The organism is Ruegeria sp. CE9, from assembly GCF_056537425.1.
Genome location: NZ_JBQFRO010000006.1, coordinates 266,158 through 283,903, shown reverse-complemented (window position 1 = coordinate 283,903; position 17,746 = coordinate 266,158). Strand labels below are relative to the sequence as shown.

20 protein-coding genes, 1 tRNA gene and 3 pseudogenes are annotated in these 17,746 nt (G+C 56.1%); 7 read left to right on the top strand and 17 right to left on the bottom strand.

Translation table 11 applies throughout. The features are described 5' to 3' along the window. Positions 1-18 precede the first annotated feature (18 nt). The 3 genes from ACR0B3_RS14060 (at position 19) to ACR0B3_RS14050 (ending at position 2,621) form a co-directional block, all read left to right on the top strand. Positions 19-1,491 (top strand): flavin-containing monooxygenase, encoded by a 1,473-nt coding sequence (locus tag ACR0B3_RS14060; RefSeq protein WP_480809619.1) that lies wholly within the window; start codon positions 19-21, stop codon positions 1,489-1,491. Continuing rightward, positions 1,491-2,462 carry an alpha/beta fold hydrolase gene (locus ACR0B3_RS14055; RefSeq protein ID WP_480809618.1) on the top strand — a complete coding sequence of 324 codons (972 nt, stop codon included), beginning with the start codon at positions 1,491-1,493 and terminating at the stop codon, positions 2,460-2,462. Before ACR0B3_RS14060 ends, ACR0B3_RS14055 begins: the two co-directional genes overlap by 1 nt. An 82-nt stretch (positions 2,463-2,544) precedes the next feature. Further along, positions 2,545-2,621, top strand: a tRNA-Met gene (locus tag ACR0B3_RS14050). A gap of 112 nt (positions 2,622-2,733) precedes the next feature. On the opposite strand, the gene ACR0B3_RS14045 is transcribed toward ACR0B3_RS14050, so the two are convergent. Next, entirely contained in the window at positions 2,734-3,648 is a 915-nt protein-coding gene (locus ACR0B3_RS14045; protein WP_480809646.1) for a hypothetical protein, read from the bottom strand. 73 nt (positions 3,649-3,721) lie between these two features. Here ACR0B3_RS14045 and ACR0B3_RS14040 point away from each other — a divergent pair, with 73 nt between their 5' ends. Next, positions 3,722-3,865, top strand: a complete 144-nt coding sequence (locus ACR0B3_RS14040) for a hypothetical protein (RefSeq protein ID WP_480809645.1) — start codon at positions 3,722-3,724, stop codon at positions 3,863-3,865. A gap of 271 nt (positions 3,866-4,136) precedes the next feature. Here ACR0B3_RS14040 and ACR0B3_RS14035 read toward each other — a convergent pair. The 8 genes and pseudogenes from ACR0B3_RS14035 to ACR0B3_RS14000 form a co-directional block, all read right to left on the bottom strand. After that, positions 4,137-4,460 (bottom strand): annotated as a pseudogene (locus ACR0B3_RS14035) (MobA/MobL family protein); the annotation flags it as partial. Beyond that, positions 4,457-4,690, bottom strand: coding sequence for a hypothetical protein (locus ACR0B3_RS14030; protein ID WP_480809617.1), 234 nt, complete (start codon positions 4,688-4,690; stop codon positions 4,457-4,459). The gene ACR0B3_RS14030 and the pseudogene ACR0B3_RS14035, both read right to left, overlap by 4 nt. 152 nt (positions 4,691-4,842) lie before the next feature. Then, a complete protein-coding gene (locus ACR0B3_RS14025; RefSeq protein WP_480809644.1) occupies positions 4,843-5,217 on the bottom strand; it encodes an Arm DNA-binding domain-containing protein in 375 nt (124 codons plus the stop codon). A 297-nt stretch (positions 5,218-5,514) separates the two neighbouring features. Further along, the gene (locus ACR0B3_RS14020; protein WP_480809616.1) at positions 5,515-5,772 is read right to left on the bottom strand and encodes a hypothetical protein; all 258 of its coding nucleotides are present in this window, start codon (positions 5,770-5,772) and stop codon (positions 5,515-5,517) included. Between the two features lie 155 nt (positions 5,773-5,927). Next, on the bottom strand, positions 5,928-6,071 hold the full coding sequence (locus tag ACR0B3_RS14015) for a hypothetical protein (RefSeq protein ID WP_480809615.1): 144 nt from the start codon (positions 6,069-6,071) through the stop codon (positions 5,928-5,930). After that, complete coding sequence (locus tag ACR0B3_RS14010) at positions 6,068-6,298, bottom strand: hypothetical protein (protein WP_480809614.1); 231 nt, start codon at positions 6,296-6,298, stop codon at positions 6,068-6,070. Before ACR0B3_RS14010 ends, ACR0B3_RS14015 begins: the two co-directional genes overlap by 4 nt. Beyond that, on the bottom strand, positions 6,298-6,489 hold the full coding sequence (locus ACR0B3_RS14005; protein WP_480809613.1) for a hypothetical protein: 192 nt from the start codon (positions 6,487-6,489) through the stop codon (positions 6,298-6,300). Before ACR0B3_RS14005 ends, ACR0B3_RS14010 begins: the two co-directional genes overlap by 1 nt. Before the next feature lie 2 nt (positions 6,490-6,491). Continuing rightward, positions 6,492-6,790: pseudogene (locus tag ACR0B3_RS14000) on the bottom strand (helix-turn-helix domain-containing protein). A gap of 151 nt (positions 6,791-6,941) precedes the next feature. Between ACR0B3_RS14000 and ACR0B3_RS13995 the strand changes: the two are divergent. The 3 genes and pseudogenes from ACR0B3_RS13995 to ACR0B3_RS13985 all read left to right on the top strand — a co-directional run. Then, positions 6,942-7,094, top strand: a pseudogene (locus ACR0B3_RS13995) (hypothetical protein); the annotation flags it as partial. Positions 7,095-7,129: 35 nt separating this feature from the next. After that, the gene (locus ACR0B3_RS13990) at positions 7,130-7,597 is read left to right on the top strand and encodes a S24 family peptidase (protein WP_480809612.1); all 468 of its coding nucleotides are present in this window, start codon (positions 7,130-7,132) and stop codon (positions 7,595-7,597) included. A gap of 331 nt (positions 7,598-7,928) precedes the next feature. Beyond that, a complete protein-coding gene (locus tag ACR0B3_RS13985) occupies positions 7,929-10,022 on the top strand; it encodes a 3-hydroxyacyl-CoA dehydrogenase NAD-binding domain-containing protein (protein ID WP_480809611.1) in 2,094 nt (697 codons plus the stop codon). Between the two features lie 153 nt (positions 10,023-10,175). Here ACR0B3_RS13985 and rpe read toward each other — a convergent pair whose 3' ends face one another. The 8 genes from rpe to ACR0B3_RS13945 all read right to left on the bottom strand — a co-directional run bounded on the left by rpe (position 10,176) and on the right by ACR0B3_RS13945 (position 17,433). Then, positions 10,176-10,865: a ribulose-phosphate 3-epimerase gene (gene rpe, locus ACR0B3_RS13980; RefSeq protein ID WP_480809610.1), complete on the bottom strand. Its 690-nt coding sequence runs from the start codon at positions 10,863-10,865 to the stop codon at positions 10,176-10,178. Between the two features lie 68 nt (positions 10,866-10,933). Further along, positions 10,934-11,410, bottom strand: a complete 477-nt coding sequence (locus ACR0B3_RS13975; RefSeq protein WP_480809609.1) for a class I SAM-dependent methyltransferase — start codon at positions 11,408-11,410, stop codon at positions 10,934-10,936. Between the two features lie 19 nt (positions 11,411-11,429). After that, a complete protein-coding gene (locus ACR0B3_RS13970) occupies positions 11,430-12,182 on the bottom strand; it encodes a polysaccharide deacetylase family protein (RefSeq protein WP_480809608.1) in 753 nt (250 codons plus the stop codon). Beyond that, positions 12,179-13,321, bottom strand: coding sequence for a glycosyltransferase family protein (locus ACR0B3_RS13965; protein WP_480809607.1), 1,143 nt, complete (start codon positions 13,319-13,321; stop codon positions 12,179-12,181). Before ACR0B3_RS13965 ends, ACR0B3_RS13970 begins: the two co-directional genes overlap by 4 nt. A gap of 2 nt (positions 13,322-13,323) precedes the next feature. After that, positions 13,324-13,902, bottom strand: a complete 579-nt coding sequence (locus ACR0B3_RS13960) for a histidine phosphatase family protein (RefSeq protein WP_480809606.1) — start codon at positions 13,900-13,902, stop codon at positions 13,324-13,326. Beyond that, positions 13,899-14,975: a glycosyltransferase family 4 protein gene (locus ACR0B3_RS13955; protein WP_480809605.1), complete on the bottom strand. Its 1,077-nt coding sequence runs from the start codon at positions 14,973-14,975 to the stop codon at positions 13,899-13,901. Before ACR0B3_RS13955 ends, ACR0B3_RS13960 begins: the two co-directional genes overlap by 4 nt. Then, entirely contained in the window at positions 14,975-16,222 is a 1,248-nt protein-coding gene (locus tag ACR0B3_RS13950) for a glycosyltransferase family 4 protein (protein ID WP_480809604.1), read from the bottom strand. Before ACR0B3_RS13950 ends, ACR0B3_RS13955 begins: the two co-directional genes overlap by 1 nt. Continuing rightward, positions 16,219-17,433 carry a glycosyltransferase family protein gene (locus ACR0B3_RS13945; RefSeq protein ID WP_480809603.1) on the bottom strand — a complete coding sequence of 405 codons (1,215 nt, stop codon included), beginning with the start codon at positions 17,431-17,433 and terminating at the stop codon, positions 16,219-16,221. The genes ACR0B3_RS13950 and ACR0B3_RS13945 overlap by 4 nt, the downstream gene beginning before the upstream one ends. Positions 17,434-17,746 lie beyond the last annotated feature (313 nt).

Genomic DNA, 17,746 nt, shown 5'->3' with positions numbered 1-17,746 from the left:
CGCTAGTGGGAGGCTGCGATGGCAACGTATACCGATATGCTGATCGTAGGAGCCGGGTTCTCTGGCCTGACCATGGCGCTTGAGGCGCGCAAGCGTGGCCTTTCGGACATTACGATTCTGGAAAAGGCAGGCGATATTGGCGGGACGTGGCGCGAAAATACCTATCCCGGTGTGGCCTGTGATGTTCCTTCGCATCTCTATTCAATGGCAACCCATCCTAACCCGCACTGGAGCCGCGCTTATGCAGGTGGGGCTGAGATTCAATCCTATCTGCAGCGCATCGCACGACAAGAAGGGTTGTATGCGCTTTGCCGCTTTCACCAGAAACTCAAATCCGCGCATTGGGAGGGTGACAGGTGGCAGGTCGAGAGCGAGGATGGCCACGGTTGGTCAGCACGATTTCTTGTGTCGGCCATCGGGGCGCTGCATGTCCCGCACATCCCTAAGATATCTGGCGCCAGTAGCTTTCCCGGCTCCAGTTTTCATTCGGCAGAATGGAACCATGACGTTTCCCTGACCGGTAAAAGGGTCTCTGTTATTGGAACCGGAGCCTCAGCGGTTCAATTCGTCCCTGAGATCGCTAAAACTGCGGCGCGCGTTACGATTTTTCAGCGCAGTGCCCCATACGTTCTGCCGCGCCCGGACGGCCCGATTGCGCCATGGGTGCGCCGCTTGTATCAGCGCCTGCCGCTGCTGCCGCGCATCCGGCGGCAACTGATCTATATGCTGTTCGAGTTTCGCCACCGCGTATTCCGGGGTGAGCCCCGGGCTGTCGATTTCGCCATGAAAATGTGGCGACAGGCTTTGGATGATGCGATCAGTGATCCAAAGCTAAAAGCGGCGCTGACACCCGATTACAAAATCGGATGCAAACGTATCCTCAGTTCAAACGATTGGTACCCGACGATGGCGCGTGACAACGTCGATGTGGTGCCACATGCCGTTTCCTCAATCGCAGGGAACCGACTTACAGCAGGCAACGGAGATGAGTTTGAAGCCGATGTTCTAATCTGGGGCACCGGATTTCATGTGACTGATGTGGTCGACAATCTCGATATCACCGGTGCTGATGGCCTGACACTGAAACAGGCATGGTCCGATGGGATGCAGGCGAATCTTGGTACTGCGGTCGCCGGATTTCCAAATTTCTTCATCCTTTTGGGCCCGCATACAGGGCTGGGGCATAATTCAGTGGTGCTCATGATCGAGGCACAGGTTGCCCATATCGGCCGTGTACTAACCGAGATGCAGGAGAACGGCCTGAGCGCCATTACTCCGAACGCAGATAGGCAGGCAGCATTCACGCAAGAGATGCAGGATCGTCACCTTGAAAGCGTCTGGCAATCCGGCGGCTGTACCTCGTGGTATCAGGACGCCAACGGGCGCAACAGGACATTGTGGCCAGGCACAGTTTCCGAATTCAGAAAACGATTGGCGCAATCAGGGCTCGAGCAATACCATCCCCTTGTCAAAGCAACCGGAGATCCCTGATGTCGATCCTGCTAACGATAGTCCTGCTACTGGCGGGTTTCCTGTTCGGCATGCACCTTTGGACCCGCCATCTGACCAAGCAAGGCACCCAGTTGGTACCACAATTGGGTCAGTGCATACCTGTGCATGGTGGCAGCATCCACTATGTCGAAAAGGGCGATCCGGCCAACCAGACCATTGTCATGATCCATGGTCTTTCAGGCCAACTACAGCATTACACTTATGCGCTGATGGATGAGCTTGCACAGGATTATCATGTTCTTGCGGTGGACCGTCCGGGTTGTGGCTATTCCACTCGCGATAATGCTGCGCTTGCCTCGCTGCCCGAGCAGGGACGTATGATCCACGAGTTTCTGGAGGCGAAGAATGTCGGCCAAGCCGTATTGGTCGGTCATTCTTTGGGTGGCGCCGTGTCTTTGGCGATGGCGCTGGATTATCCGGATAGCACGACCGCGCTCGCGCTCTTGGCTCCGCTGACGCAGGAAATGCCCACCCCGCCTGCTGTCTTCAAACCGCTTGAAATCCGCACCGAGTGGTTGCGCAACTTTATCGGAAATACCATTGCTGTCCCGATGGCGCGCAAAACAGCACCCCTTGTTCTAAAAGACGTTTTCGCGCCTGAACCTGCTCCGGCGGACTTTCTGGACCGGGCAGGCGGAGCCCTGGGCCTTCGCCCCTCGGCCTTCATTACCGCTTCGCAGGATGTGATCGGGGCCGAGACCAGCATGGGTAATCTAACCTCTCGCTATGACGAACTGCATGTGCCCGGAGGTATCCTGTATGGCTCAGAAGACCCGATCCTGTCCGCCAAAACACATGGCGCAGCAATGACAAAGTTTGGTCTGACATATGAAGAGATGGAGAACCGAGGCCATATGATCCTGATCACTGAACCCGATGTCTGCGTGCGTTTCATACGTCAGATTGTTGAGGAGGCACGCGCAAAGAAGGCCAAACAAAAGCTCGAGTGAAAGAACACGCAAAGAATCTCAGCTGGTGAACATTTCCCTCTTGACCCTCCCCAGCCCCTCGCTTAAATCGCCTCTCACTCGTGGCGGAGTAGCTCAGTTGGTTAGAGCAGCGGAATCATAATCCGCGTGTCGGGGGTTCAAGTCCCTCCTCCGCTACCAAATTTCCCTTGAAAATCAAGCAATTGCATTCGGTTGCCAAAATCCTCTCTGCAGGTTTCCCGCCGGGACTGCAATGGGACTGCAACCCGGCGGTAGGGATTCTAACTCGGCGCTAACTGATTGTCCTGTCTATAAGATCGAATCCTCGATCCGTCGGCATGCAGAACAGGCATTGACCACCGCTGGCGCCAGCCCATGCGTCGCCCATATGGCGCTTGGCTTCTTCCGAGTCGTAGAGATGCGCGCCTTTGTATTCGACAACCAAGATTCTACCATCTTCGAGCATCGCCACGAAATCCGGATAGAACTTGCCGTGCGGAAGCTGGAGCCAGAACGAGGTCTTCTTGTTCTCGACATTCCGAATCCAGTATCTCACAGCATCCAGCCGGTCCTGATAGACGGCGGAATCAAACTCCTCGCCTTCAGCTTTCAAGTCGCCAATCAACGGGATGTAGTGCTTGTTGAACTTGGTGGCCCCGGCATAGGGCTGGCTGAAGGCGTAGCTCTGCTCATCGAAGATCATGGACAGTTCGGCGCTGGTCGCAAACTGGTCCGCATGAGCGGCAAACAGGGCGGCATAGTTGTCGGTTTCCCGATTAGACCGTAGGTCAGATATGAAGCTGCCCATCACCTTGCGCAGATCGTATTTGTTCCGTGCCAACGTGTCCAAGTCATGACCGCTCGCCAGCAGCTTGTTCAGGGCGTTCCTGATGAACACCACCGCGCTCGGCTTGGTAATGTCAGGGTGCTTAATACCCGTGTCGATCCAGTTGGCCAGTCTGGGCAAAGTCCATGCTGGTTCTTGGATGACTGCGGCAAGCTCTCCTTGAACGCGTCGGGCAAAGTCGATCTCGACTTTTCCGGCATCGGAAATGTCGATCTGGCCGGATTGGCTCTCATCAACGATCTTGAAACGGGTGATGATATCCGAGACATCGCATTGATCCAGCCGCCACGGCAAATCGAGAAAATGTTCCTTGCTGAAAAGCTGCAATTCGCCCTGTTTTCGAAAGCCCAGCAGGGGCACGATGAACGGGGGCTTGTCCTCTTCCTCCGCCGCCGATGTCTGGAAGTTGTTGGACTTCGCATAACCGACAGGAATGGCGGTTGTCGCCCTGGGCGCGGTCGAGGGCGGCTTTGGTGGGGGCTACTTGCTGGTCCCGCGCCTCTGCCAGTCGGTCGATGGTCTTGGTCAGGCTGGACAGCTTGCTCGAATGCCGGTCGATTTCCCGCAACAACTTTGACATTCCCGCCACCGCGTTCTCGCTGTTCTGGGACGCCGCCGCTGCGCTGCGCCTTGTTGTCTCCATTGCCTGTTCCCAGTTGAACGGTTCCTGCATTGTCCTGCTCCTGTTTTAGTTGGTTAATTTCCCGGATGATTACATTCGCTTCGGCCCGAGTGTGGCCGTGGTCGATGTGCTTCCATTTCTCTTTGCTTGCCTTTTGACCCTTCGGGGCTGCCCGGGCGCTTGCTCCTTCGTGGAACGTGGGAATCCTGTCGATTCCACGATCTGCGTAGGACAAGTGGCTAATCTCGGAATCCGGGCCAAAGCCCCATCCACGCATCATCTCGTTATGAAGATTGGCCCACATCTTGGCGGTATTTTCGATGGCGTTCTTTCGGGCAAGACCAAGGGTGCTTTTGGGCCTACCTCTCCCTCCGGTCTTCTGCTGCACATCGAAGAACGCAAAATGAGCGTGGGGGTTTTGGGCGTCATTGCCGTGCTGGTCGTGTATGGCTGCAACATACCCAGCCGTCCCTTTGCTCAACCTCTCCGCAAACGCATGCGTCAGAGCTTCTCTCTGCTTCGGTGAAGCCTCGACCGGCAGGGCAATCACAACCGCTCGCAGACGCGACCCTTGCGCCTCTGAGCCTCATCTTCGGCGTAGGCAGCAGCCTCGGGGTGAGTGTTGGCAGATAACCGCTCCTGCGGCACCACGCGCGCAGCTTTTGGGCGGGTGATATAGCGGAGATGAGCCGCTGTCTGACCTGGCTTGGCTGCACGGGATTCGTCCGTGCGCTTCTCCGAAAATGTCTTTACCGAGTGCCGAATTGAAAACAGTGCCATTCCCTTGATCAGGTTGGCGGGGATAAAATGCGAAGCTTTTTATCCGTTGTACGCCTTCCCTATCTCCTTTCGACAGAGAAATAGGAAACTGATCATGCAATCTGAAAAACTGGATATTCTGGCCTACAAGCGAAAGCAAAGCGGTCAAGTGCTCATGATGCTCGCAAACTACTGCCGCAAACACCGGATGTGCTGCGCATATTTGCTTTGGACTTGGGGCCACCACGGCGGCGCCAGCCCTTTTTGTTTTTTGCAAAAACAGGCTGCACTTCGTCCAAGAGTTGTTTGAGGGTCGTGGGATCGCCTTTTTCGGAGCCAATAGGCATCTCGAAATCTTCGCCCCCATACTTCAAACCATAGGCGATCTGACGGCACCGTTCGCGGCCTTCCTTGATTGTCATCTCTCCATAGGTGCCGATAGTGATCGTGCGCATTGTTCCTTGGTAATCCTGGACCATTGCCGCCATGGTTTTTCGCCCGCTCGGCATGATCCGCAGCGTGAAGCCCTCATGGGTCGGTCGCTGTATCGGTCCAGATCAAATCCCTTTTCCGGGTTCAGCGGCACTGATCCCGTGGGCGTGAGAATGCATTGGCGGATTTCTTGTGCCAGATCCTCAAGATCGGGCGCGATCTCCCCCCACACAGGCCCTTCAGCCGTGCGTTTGGACTGCCAATGTACATTTGTGATGGTGTTCCGATCCAGCATGGCATGGTGATGCCGGATCTAAGGTAGCGTAAGATACCTGAACTCAGTTCAGGTATCAGGGGTATCTACTGTAGCTGTTTCACAGCATGGGCATTCCCAATCGAATGCAAACAGACGCCTATTGGCAATCTTTTTCATATTTGCGGTCGCCAAATTGGATCAACGTCCCGACAATCACGTTACCAGGAAAGCCAATTTTTGCCGCAAGCGTAGTCAATATCGCTTTGGCGATTGGCCAATACTCGCAAAAACCCAGCTTTTCTGGAAGTCCCAAGCGTTCGGCTGTTCCCGCATCAAACGTCACGGTGAAGTCTTCTCCGGATACAGTATCCACAAAGGCATCAAGATCTTGGTCGTTGAGTTCAATATTTGTCATGATTTTTTCCTTTCTAAAATGGGCCAAACCTGAAGATACTAAAATCGGCGTATGAATGGAGTATTGAGAACTTTAGCCACCATACAAACTCTGCGTGGCCCACAGATAATCCTATCACCATTGATCGCTCTGTCTAGTCAGCCGTTTTGAGGCTATTAGTCTCCCACCTGTGTCACACCGTTGATTGAGGTGTCTTTCAGGGTCGTATCTCCGCCAACCACCAAATCTCCGGAGATTGTCACGTTGTTCGTAATTTCCAGATCACCATTTATAACCAGCTTGCCGCCTGCAATGGTCAAGCGTCCAGCATGTTCTTGCTGATATCTTCGCCGAGATAGTCAGACATCGCCTCGGCGATCTGATCGCGACCTAAGTCAGAAGCCTTCAATGCCCGGCTCACCGCACGCGCAATCTGGCTGGCAAGATTGCCGCCTGTTGTGACCTCCGGTGGTAATGTCACCGCAACCTGCGGCGGCTGCCAATCGGTGAACATATCCAAGGTGTTGGGATCGCGGGGCCGTGGCATTACTCCAGCCCTCCGGTCCATGCTGCGTCAACCGCGGGAAGGCAGCCCAAAACGAAAGGGCCGAACAACACCGCCAAAATCAGCACTATGAATGCGATGCCCGTAATTACCTCGGCGATGGCGGATTCATTCACACTGAACAGCGTCTTTGTTCTTTCATCGGTCAGACGGACGAGATACAGGCGCGCCATGTTCAAACTACCGCCATTTTTTGACTGGTTTTCGTGCCGATAGGCGCGTTAAATTGCTTACGGATGCGGGGATGAAGCGGGATATCAGCTTTGTCATACCGGTTTGGCCAGATCTCGTGGGCGGCTCTGCCTGGGAACTCTGCGATAACCTGCTCTCCTGCGTGGCAGGGCTTCTGAAGAGCTTTGCTGACGGTTCGGGGGCAATGCCGCTGGCGCGTGCAATGGAGGCAAGGTTTTGCCCCTGTTTCTGCACGGCTGCCAGAATGTCGGCAGGATGCCAGTTATGGGCATTCTGGTTCATCTGCTCATCCTATGTTCTGCTCTGGGCGGTTTTTCGTGGATGTTTAACGCGCCTCTGAGCATGAACATGAACGTAAATACGATCAAATGGCGTAGAACTTTGTTTTTAAATGTAAAATCAGATTGTGTCGCTGAGGCGCATTCTGTCGCTTATGGGACGACACTTGGAAATGGAATCTGTCGCAGATCGAGTTCGGGGATTGCTTGCCAATCGTCCCGAACGTGAATTCGCTCGATTGATCGGAGTTCCGTACAGCACACTGAAGGGTGTCCTCGAAGGATCGCGACAATCAGTCGACAAATTGGTTACGATTTCTGACACTGCCGGTGTCAACTTGGAATGGCTCGCAACTGGGCGTGGGCCAAACTCTATGGTGAATCCTGCTCAAAGGAACTTACACTTATTCCAAGGCATAATATTCAGTTGTCAGCGGGACATGGCAGTTTTGTCGAGCGCTCGGAAATTCTGAATCACATACCGTTCAATGACGATTTCTTCGAGCGCTACCTGCAGCGCGACCCGAAGGATATGATTATCGTGGATGCGCGTGGCGAGAGTATGGAACCAACTATGAGAGACCGGGATTTGCTTATGATCGACACGTCGTCTGCGTCGAAGTCGATCACCTCGGCGATCTATGGCTTCACGTTCGGTCAGGACGTCTTTGTGAAACGCCTGTTCGTCACTCCCAACCTCATCATTGCGAAGTCTGATAACAAGGACTATGGCGAGTTTACAATCGAGGCCGACGATATGGACCAGTTCCACCCAATTGGCCGCGTTGTCTGGATCGGTCGGACACTCTAAGTGTCGGTCCTTCTCATTTTCCGCTCACTCTGTCTCATTTGGCACGCCAAAATGAGCGTATACTGAACATTCCGTCTAAAATGCGATTTTCACCACCAAATGCATTTCGACCTTGTTTTTAAGGGCTTTCGGTTCGGTTTGGCTACCATAGCACCTGTCTAAACTGGCTCACCCCCCTAAACCACTTTAGAGAAAAATCAAATAAACCGAACGTTCGGTCGAAAATATAGTTGAATATGAGCACAGATCGGGCCACTCTAAGGATGCCTGAACTTCAGGAAATTCTGAAACCACGACCAGCTAAACAATTCGCCAAAGGAGTCACGAACACATGTCCCAGGTTATCGGGTTTGAAAGAGTGGGTGATATTGTTGTGTTGTCGGCGCAAAATCCACCCGTTAACGCGCTTAGTGTGGATGTGCGCCGTGGGTTGTTGTTGGGGATCGAACGCGCCGAGGCAGAGGGCGCGCGCGCAGTTTTGATCTATGGTGAGGGCCGGACGTATTTTGCCGGCGCAGATATTCGCGAGTTTGGTAAGCCGCCGCTGGACCCTTGGTTACCTGCCCTTTGTGATCGCATCGAAGCGTCCCCGTTGTTGGTTGTTTCGGCTTTGCATGGCACAGCCCTTGGAGGAGGGCTAGAGGTCGCGCTTTCTTGTCACTACCGCATTGCCGTACCTTCAGCGAAGGTGGGATTGCCCGAGGTCAATCTGGGTATCATTCCTGGTGCAGGGGGAACTCAGCGCCTGCCGCGTGTCGCAGGGGTTGAGGCTGCTTTGAACATGATAACGACTGGACGGCATGTTCAGGCGCGGGAGGCCCTGGAATTGGGTGTCTTAGACAAGGTTCAGGAAGGTGATCCGCGGGAAATCGGTTTGGCTTATACAAAGGAATTACTCAACGCCGGGGCTCCTCGCCGACCGGTTTGTGACATGCCCCGACCCACACCAATTGATTTTGACGCCGCTTATGACGCGGTACTGAAGAAGGGGCGAGGTCAGCTTTCTCCTGCGATAGCCGTGCGTGCGATTCAGGCCAGTTGTGAAGCCGAAGATTTTGCCGCTGGACAGCGACGTGAACGGGAATTGTTCATGGAGCTGATGGAGTCGGATCAGCGCAAAGGGTTGATCCACGCCTTTTTTGCAGAGCGTGCTGTTTCTAAGCTGCCAGAGCTAAAGGGAGTAGAGCCCCGATCTCTCGACCAGATCGGTGTCATCGGCGGAGGCACGATGGGTGCAGGGATCGCGACGTCTGCTTTGCTGTCGAAATTACCCGTGGTCCTGCTTGAGATGTCGCGCGAAGCTGCTCAAGCGGCGAAAGACCGGATCGAAGCCAATCTGACTGGTGCCGTCAAACGCGGCAAACTGAGCCCGCAAGAATATGCGGAGATACTGCAGCACCGGCTGACCTTGGCCACCGAATACGACGCACTGGGCGGGGCTGATCTGGTGATCGAAGCAGTCTTCGAGGACATGGACGTCAAAAAGCAAGTATTTGCGCAGCTTGACGCGGTCTGCAAAGGCGGGGCCATCTTGGCGACCAATACCTCGTATTTGGACATCAATGAAATTGCGGCATCTATTGACAGACCGGGTGATGTGATTGGTCTGCATTTCTTCTCACCTGCTCACGTGATGAAACTGCTCGAGATCGTTGTGGCGGACCGCACGGTGCCAGAGGTCGTGGCGACTGGGTTTGCGTTGGGCAAGCGATTGGGAAAAGTGTCGGTCCGGGCCGGCGTGTGTGATGGCTTCATCGGTAACCGCATCTTAAGCACCTATCGGACTTGTGCGGATCATATGGTGTTGGACGGGGCGAGCCCATTTCAGATCGATGCCGCACTGACCGGATTTGGATTTGCGATGGGACCGTATGCAGTCTCTGATCTGGCCGGATTGGACATCGGTTGGGCCGCGCGTAAGCGAAAGCGGGAGGCGGGACAGGATCCCCGAGTACGAGATAGCTTCTATGCGGATAAGCTGTGTGAGGCCGGGCAATTTGGTCAGAAGACAGGCAAGGGCTACTACGTTTACGAACAGGGCAAACGCGGTGGCGAGCCAAACCCCGAAGTATTGGGTCTGATCGAGGCTGAGCGTGCCGCGCAGAATATATCTCCTCGGGAGTTTACGGACGCCGAAATTGTGCGCCGGTATATGGTTGCGATGGTGAATGCGGCGGCAAAAGTGGTTGGCGACGGCATCGCGCGCAGACCGCTGGATGTGGATATCACTTTGCTCTACGGCTACGGCTTTCCGCGCTATTGGGGCGGACCTCTGAAATGGGCTGATTTGCAAGGTTTGTCGAACGTGTTGGATGATATCTATAAGTGGTCCGGGGAAGACGCTTATTACTGGCAACCTGCACCTTTGCTGGAACAGTTGGTCTCTGAAAGCCGCTGCTTTGATGATTTAAACAAAGCAAACTGACCGCGTAGGGTGAATGCTCCTGCGCCCGCGCAACATTTGCTTCTCAAATATTGCTAGCCACCTTGGGCCCGGCATCGCGCGTTGCGCGATGCCGGGCCCAACAGGAAGAAATGTTTCGTCAGAAACATCGATGACTGGCGGGAGGGCCAGCGCTTAGTTCAGCGAGCTGTCAGCAGCGGTACGGACGGCCCGAATGTTTTCACCATAGACTTCGGGGTTTGAAACTGATCCACCCTTGAACACTGCCGATCCGGCAACCAGCACATCTGCGCCCGCTGCTGCCACCAGTGGCGCGGTTTTGGGATCGACGCCGCCGTCGATCTCAATATGCACCGGGCGGTCTCCGATCATCTGGCGCAAGCGCTGAATCTTGGTGGTCATGTCGATGAATTTCTGTCCGCCAAATCCGGGATTGACGGTCATGACACATACCAGATCGGTTAGATCCAGCAGATGCTCGACCGCTTCTGCTGGTGTGCCCGGATTCAGTGCAATGCCGGCTTTCATTCCTGCCGCGCGAATGGCTTGCAGCGTGCGGTGTGCGTGTGGCCCAGCCTCGAAATGTGCGGTCAAGATGTCCGCACCTGCATCGGCATAGGCTTGGATATATGGATCGACGGGGGAGATCATCAGATGCACATCCATGACGGTCTTCACATGCGGACGGAACGCTTTGACCGCAGGGGGACCAAAGGTGAGGTTAGGCACAAAATGCCCGTCCATTACGTCCACATGAACCCAATCCGCGCCTTGTGCTTCGATAGCCTGAATTTCTTGCCCGAAATTGGCAAAATCGGCGGACAGGATCGAAGGGGCGATCTTGATGGAACGATCAAAGCTCATGATTGGCCTCATGTAGATGTGCGGTTGCGATGGCGTATATCCGCGACGTGGTAGAATTCAAACCCTGTTCAGACTCGATAGAACAGATACCGATCTGGCGCGATCGTCTCAGGGCCTTGTACCTGAGCGAAACCCACTAAAGGCTGTCCTGAAATCAGGAAGCCTCCGGGCCGCATGACCTTTTCGATCAGCGAACTGAGGCGCGCGGCCTCGGCGACATCTTCCGCTTTGATCCCGCGGCCGAAGTCATAATGCGCCAGCGCGATTGTTCGCCCAGCTTCTGCCAGTTTCTGCAGCATTGGCTCGGCCTCGCCCTGCAAGAAATCTTCTGCAGGCGGGGTGCTGTCAGGGTGACATTGTAAGACGCGGTCCATCACCCAAATACGGCGCGCGGGCAGGATTTCACGCAAATGGTCGTAGGTTCGTCCATTACCCAGCCCCAGATCCAGAACGTCTCCGTCCATCTCATCGATTTGCGCTGCAGCCCAGTTCAGCCCATCGCGTTGCGCTGTCAGGCGGCGCAGCATGGAATCCAGTCGGCTCATTCGGGCTCTCCTTGCGAGTTCAGTTGCGCGGCGCAGTCCAGGGAATACCCGGTCCATCAAGCAGCCTGCGCAACAGATTCTGTGTAAATGTCCAGATGTCCTGATCATGGACCAGGTGATGCGTCAACACCCCAAATGCTTCGGCATTGTCAGCCCGTCCTGCGCGCCGGTTCTGCAGCAACTCAACCGTTTGCGTGATCAGTTGCTGAGGTTCAATCAAACCGCGTGTTCCGTGCCAATCGATGGGATCGAGATGCGAGTTTACCTGCTCAAGTCCGGGTGCGGCTTGTGGTTTTTGTCGGGGCGTTGCGGTGGACAGAACCTTATAGCCGAGCCCGCAAAGGTGAGCCGTTACATCCGGGTCAATCCGGTTCCACGGGGGTACAAACATCGGGCGTAGTTGATCGCCGAACAGGGCTTGCAGGCGGGATAGCCCGTTCTCTGCATCTGAAACGACAGAAGTAAGAGGCCGGTGCAGCCGAAACTCGGCCTTCTTCTCGCCCTCGGGTGCATGATTCAAATGGGCCCAGCCATGAACCACTGGGATCAGGTTGGGGTGATCTGCAACATAATCCGCCAACGTCTCCTCTGCGTCGCGTGGGATCACCGCCAGATGGACGGGAAGCCCAAGTTCAGCGGACATATCAGTGAGGATTTCAAGCTGCGGAGTAACCGTGATCGCGTCGTCATCGCGCCACCATATTGGCAGCGTCAGCCCTTGATCCTGCCAACGCTGCAATTCGATATGCAATGGGTGCCAATCAGGTTTCATCGGCTGTTCTCATACAAGCCCGTTGCGATCTCAACTGAGCGGTGTGCGCCATCAAAACCCTCTCGCAAAGCGGGGCGGGTGGCTGCCGCTAAGGCGCGGTCCAAAGCCTCGCTCAACGAGGCGCCGGATAATTTGGAACTGTTCAGCACTTCAATTCCATCTAGTTGCGAGAGCGAGTGCGCGCGCAATCCCTGCTCAACCTCATTTCCATCATCAAACGGGATGAGCACGGCCGGGGTTCCGCTTTGCAGAAGGTCCATCGCCGTATTGTATCCGCACATGCAGACTGAGGCTGCAGCAAGGGGCAACATCTGGCGAAAATCCGGGCGAACCGTTTCAAGAATGACCGAAGTGCCCTCAGCAATTCGCGAAAGCTCGGTAATTCGTGCTTTGGCGTCCTGCCCGCCCACCAACAGGCGCCAACGCCTGTTGGGCATATTTCGGGCGGCCTCAATGGCGGCCTGAAAGATCGGTTGGCCGACAGATCCCCCGCCTGCACTAACCATTATTTCACCCTGTCCGATCCCGTCCGGATGGCTGGATGGCGCGGTTGGGGCGACAAAGCCGGTGTAATGCAACCGTGATGCCAATTGCGATGAGACAGGCCAGCTGACGTCGAGCGATGTTATTTTCGGATCGGAATGAACCAAGACGCCGTCGAAATACTCCGCGATAACCTCGTCGGTTTGGACTGCTTTTGAGGGCTTCGAAGGAGGAGCAAGAATGTCTCTGATCGAGCTCAGAATAACAGGCGCGTGCGGTAGCGCCCGGGCTGTTTTTAACGCGGCGAGGAACTCTGCGGTAAGCGAGCGACGCCCAAACGGGTAAAGCTCGGTGATCAGAATCTGCGGCTCAAAGCTGCGTATCGCCTGGATTAGCCCGGTTGTGCGTGCCTCGAAATAGCTGGCGTCAGCAACCTGGCCATTTTGATCAAGCAGGCGCGTAAAGTTTGTGCCATCTGATCGCAGCGGCGGTAGACCCAGTAATGACAGCCCGCGCGTGTCTAGTTGAGGCGCAGGCATGCCGCCCGAAACAACCAGAACCTCATGTTTCTTGTTTGCGAATGCACGCCCCAAGGTGAGCGCCCGACTTAGATGGCCGGTGCCTAACAAATGGGTCACGATGATCATCACCTTCATGATCAGATCTCTCGTGAAAGCAGACGGATAGGTTCAGGTTCTGGCCGCATTTTATCCAAGTCTACGACAAACAGCCGGTTGCGTTTGATCTTGAACGGGGCGGGGCCAGAAAAGTTCCAGCCCCAAGCCTTGGCCAGTATCACCCTCATGATACCGATGTGGCAGACAGCCAGAATGTCGCCTTCCAGCTCTGACAGCCAAGGCGCGATCCGCGCCCAAAGCTCAACCGGGCTTTCACCGTTTGGTGGGCGATACTCCCAGCCCCAGTCCTCGATATGACGATAGCCGCTGTCGGGGATTTCGATCAGATCAACACCACGTTGCCCTTCCCAATCGCCCCAGTTCATCTCGGTCAGCGCAGGTGATGTTTTGGGCGCTTTGCCCGACACCAACTGTGCGGTCTCAGAAGCGCGGCTCAGTGGGCTGGACCAGATCGAGGCCACGTCCCACGGCGGCGGCAGGCAAAAGCCTGCAAGTTCCGTGCGGGCATCGGCGTCCAGGGGAATATCGCTACGTCCTTGAATGCGACCCGCGCGATTCCAATCTGTGTGTCCATGGCGCAAAAGGGCGAGGCGGGTCATGAGCTTTTCTCCAACAAAGGCCGCACCGCCGTCCAGAACCGTTGGGTGGCTGATGGCATGAGATGGCGTTGTTTGACATAGGCGCTGGCGCGATCGCCCTCAGACTGGCGCAGGTCAGGATCGCCCAAATATGTCTGAATGCATGCGGCCAACCCTCTGGCTCCTGATCCGACGTTGGGGTGATCGGAAGGCATCAACACATCCCGAACGCCCGGGCGATCTTGTGCGACAACTGGCACTCCGCAGGCCTGAGCTTCTAGGTAGACCATGCCATACGCTTCGTTGACTCCGGGCCATACGAATATGGATGCTTGGCGGTATTGGGCTTGCAGAGCATCCCGATCAAGCTGACCCAGAAACCGAACACGCGCTCCGAACCGTGCCATCAGCGCCTCAACCTCGGATCGGGCAGGGCCGTCGCCAACGATATCCAGCGCCCAATCGGCGGTCAGGTAATCCAGCGTATCAGCCAAAATGGTATAGGAGGCCAGCTTATCCCCCGGTCGCATCATACCGACCGTTAGCATCGGACCATCACGGGTCGACGCAGGGGGCACGTCTGTGATGGGCAAAAACGGAGGCAACTCGATCAGCGCCTGGGTCCCAAACCGTTCCCGCTCTAACGTGATCAGATCATTGGCGGTGTGGTAGAAGATTACCTGAGCAGCGTCGCAAGCGTCATGTGCGGCTTGGGCGAAATCAGCCCATGGACCGTTCAGTCGACTGGTCGCTCGAGTGCTTTCCAGCTGCACATAAGGTATCCCCCTGGTGCGGCTCACCGCTGGGCCAAGCAAATCAGGAGCCTTATAGTAGTTGTGATAAGTCGCCCACAGATTCGTGTCAGAGGGCAGTTCCTCAGCCAGTCGTGCAGCTTCGGCCGTTGCCTTGCGACGTAATTCGTCCTGAAGCGCGCAGTCGCCTGCTTTGTCGTAAATCCGCAACTGCGAGGCCAGCTCAACAATGTCTCCCTCAGCGCCGAGGGCTTGCATCAGGTTGCGGGCCATTTCGCGGTCGCCCGAGGGCTTGGGACTGTCGGGGGACTTCATCGGTGCATAGAAAGCCACCCGCGCCATTAGGGGCCGTCCGCGCACAAGGCGTTTAGCCGTTGGGATAGGCGGCGAATGCCGGGGTCCATGCGGAAGTCAGCGATCAGCCGATCATAGGCGGCCTCAGCCATCATTGCGGTTTTGGCCGGGTTCTGGGCGAGATCCGCAATAGCCGAGGCCAGCGAGTTCGGGTCATCTGCAGACAACAGACCGTGGATGCCGGTTTCGATGAATTCCGGGATGGCCGACACCGGCGTTGACAGGATCGGTAGGCGCTGGGAAGCGGCTTCCATCAAGACATTGGGTAAACCATCGCGGTCGCCGTCGGCAGCTATCCGGCTGGGCAGGACAAACAGATCGGCGCGGCGCATCTCGGCAATGACTTCGGGTTGGTCGCAGGCCCCCATCCACGTGATCCGATCGGACAGCCCTGCGGCCTCGGCTTGTGCGCTCAGCTTTTTGCTCAGATTTCCACCGCCGATATGGGTCCAGTGCCAATTCAGTGATTTGGGAAGCAGCGCGAAAGCTTGGAGAAGGCGGTCAAAGCCTTTCTTTTCAACCAATCGCCCAACCGACAGCATGTGAAACGGTGCATTCGCGGCACGTATGCCCCGCTGGGGAGGTGCCGGAAAACGCGACAGATCCAGCCCGTGATAAATCAGTTCAACCCGCTCCGGATCGTCGGCCATATCGCGTAAATGCGCAGCGCCAATGGCGGTGCAGGTGGCTCCAAATGTGGCACCGTAAGTGGCCAGTTGCAGTTTCTCCCGCTTTTCCCAGTCTGGCGAGGTCCAGATATCCTTGGCATGCGCGGAAAAGCTCCAAGGCAGGCCGCGCATGATCGACGCGTAACGGGCAACCGAAGACGGGGTGTGCATGAAATGCGCATACAGCCCCCGCGTTTGATCGGGCAGTTCCGCAGCCAATACGCAGGCCTGACCAAACCGGCGAATTCGGTTATGGGTCGGGTCCCGGCGAAGATCTTTCCGCCAGACCTGGTAGGCTTGGACATATCCGGGCAGGCGAGAAGCAATCTCGCGCGCGGCCGCCAGCCGCGCAGGCTCGTCATACAGATATTCCGGCAGGTAATGCACCTGCCCCTCGAAGCGGTCGTGCAGAGGGTGGCGTTTGGTATCGGTCGGATGGCGCAGCGACCAGATATCAAAGCTATGCCCTGCCTCTTGCAGCGCCACCAGTTCCTGAGCGATGAACGTTTCGGACAGGCGCGGCCAGCCTTTGACCAGCACCGCCAGCTTGGGGGCTGTGGTCGTCATCCGGTGGCGCGCTTTTGTTCCGCGCCCAGCAACGCGTTGATGCGATGGGTGACGTAACTTAATCCGTCCAACAGCCCGGCACGAATGGCTTGTGAGGGCAGCGGCTGATGTGGAAGATTGCGGATCGCTTGGATCATAGCATCTGCCGTTAAGCCATCGCGGTTTTCATCCAGCATGCGCACCAGCCCCAAATCCTCGGCGCGAGAGGCCCGAATCCATTGCTCAAGCCGAGGGGTCGTGCGCGGGACAATGACGGCGCGCTTGTCGAAAGACAGCACCTCGCAGAACGTATTGTAGCCGCCCATGCAAACCACGCCGGCGGCCCCGGCGAACAGCGTTTCGATCTGGGATTCAAAGCCAACCGCGGTCACCCGGCCATCCAGGGCGGCAACGCGGGTTTCGAAATCTTCACGCAGCTCGCCTGACAGGAACGGCCCATAAACCAGCACTGCGCGAGGCGACAGGTCTGGGTCCTTTTCGTAGGCCGACAGAACAAGATTGACCATCGCTTTGCCATCGCCACCGCCGCCAGGCGTGATCAGGATATAAGGCTGCTCAGGGGGTTCGCCGACAGGTCCCAGATCGCGCCGCAGATACCCTGTCCAGTGGAAGCGCTGTTGCGTTGCTCGGTTGAGTGGAAGGCCTTGCGTTGGATCGTAAACCGAGCGTAGGCCGTAGACCCAGATCTCATCATAGAACCGCTCGGTTGCCGATATAGCATCTTTGCGATCCCATTCGGCGGCCAACACTTCGGGTTCATCCAAGACGTCACGCAGGCCCAAAACCATTTTGGCTGTGCCCGAATTTTCCAGATACTCCAGTGTCGGCAGCAACTCACCGCGAAAACCGGTCGGTTCCTTGTCAACGATCAGGACATCCGGCTGGAACTGTTCGACCGAGGTTTGGATCAGGCTTGCGCGCAGCTCGGTCACGTCATCGATACCCATCCCGATGGTCTGAGAAGCATATGATCCATCGGCACGTTTGGTGACGCCGGGCAAGCGGACGTGGTCAACCCGCCGCGGAAACGTAAATCGCCCGGCGACAGGCGAACCGGTAAGGATGAGAGCCGAGGCCTCTGGATCGGCTTGCGTAATCGCGGCGGCCAGAGCACGAGAGCGGCGCAAATGACCGAGACCGAACGTATCGTGACTGTATAGCAGGATGCGCGGGGCGCGGATGTGATTTTCGTTTTTACTACCTAGGCTCATACCTTCGCCTGTTTCGGTTTTGGTGCTACTCCGCGCGTCTGCACCTGATTATCGTATTTTAACGGCCCCCGCTTGCCAAAGGCACATATTTTGCCGCCCAAATGCGCCAAACATTGCGAATAGGCAACAGCATAATCGACCCCAAGTAGCCGACGCTCAATGTCACACCCAGTACGACAGCTATGCGGGCACATGATAGGTTGGATGTTGGGCGTCTTAGGCGGTCATATTCAATTTTTGTTGGCTTGGAAACACCTTATCCCATTCATTGCGCTGGGAACACGTGCTCTCACGATGTTGATAAAGGATGTGC

Bases quoted from the DNA above. Each gene is read 5' to 3' on its own strand.
- ACR0B3_RS14030 (WP_480809617.1), bottom strand. From the start codon at position 4,690: ATGGCACTGTTTTCAATTCGGCACTCGGTAAAGACATTTTCGGAGAAG.
- ACR0B3_RS13970 (WP_480809608.1), bottom strand. From the start codon at position 12,182: ATGAAACCTGATTGGCACCCATTGCATATCGAATTGCAGCGTTGGCAG.
- ACR0B3_RS14010 (WP_480809614.1), bottom strand. From the start codon at position 6,298: ATGCCACGGCCCCGCGATCCCAACACCTTGGATATGTTCACCGATTGG.
- ACR0B3_RS13965 (WP_480809607.1), bottom strand. From the start codon at position 13,321: ATGAAGGTGATGATCATCGTGACCCATTTGTTAGGCACCGGCCATCTA.
- ACR0B3_RS14040 (WP_480809645.1), top strand. From the start codon at position 3,722: ATGGCGGTTGTCGCCCTGGGCGCGGTCGAGGGCGGCTTTGGTGGGGGC.
- ACR0B3_RS14020 (WP_480809616.1), bottom strand. From the start codon at position 5,772: ATGACAAATATTGAACTCAACGACCAAGATCTTGATGCCTTTGTGGAT.
- ACR0B3_RS13955 (WP_480809605.1), bottom strand. From the start codon at position 14,975: ATGGCGCGGGTGGCTTTCTATGCACCGATGAAGTCCCCCGACAGTCCC.
- ACR0B3_RS13960 (WP_480809606.1), bottom strand. From the start codon at position 13,902: ATGACCCGCCTCGCCCTTTTGCGCCATGGACACACAGATTGGAATCGC.
- ACR0B3_RS14060 (WP_480809619.1), top strand. From the start codon at position 19: ATGGCAACGTATACCGATATGCTGATCGTAGGAGCCGGGTTCTCTGGC.
- ACR0B3_RS13975 (WP_480809609.1), bottom strand. From the start codon at position 11,410: ATGAGCCGACTGGATTCCATGCTGCGCCGCCTGACAGCGCAACGCGAT.
- rpe (WP_480809610.1), bottom strand. From the start codon at position 10,865: ATGAGCTTTGATCGTTCCATCAAGATCGCCCCTTCGATCCTGTCCGCC.
- ACR0B3_RS14055 (WP_480809618.1), top strand. From the start codon at position 1,491: ATGTCGATCCTGCTAACGATAGTCCTGCTACTGGCGGGTTTCCTGTTC.
- ACR0B3_RS13945 (WP_480809603.1), bottom strand. From the start codon at position 17,433: ATGAGCCTAGGTAGTAAAAACGAAAATCACATCCGCGCCCCGCGCATC.
- ACR0B3_RS13985 (WP_480809611.1), top strand. From the start codon at position 7,929: ATGTCCCAGGTTATCGGGTTTGAAAGAGTGGGTGATATTGTTGTGTTG.
- ACR0B3_RS13990 (WP_480809612.1), top strand. From the start codon at position 7,130: ATGGCTCGCAACTGGGCGTGGGCCAAACTCTATGGTGAATCCTGCTCA.
- ACR0B3_RS14005 (WP_480809613.1), bottom strand. From the start codon at position 6,489: ATGGCGCGCCTGTATCTCGTCCGTCTGACCGATGAAAGAACAAAGACG.
- ACR0B3_RS13950 (WP_480809604.1), bottom strand. From the start codon at position 16,222: ATGACGACCACAGCCCCCAAGCTGGCGGTGCTGGTCAAAGGCTGGCCG.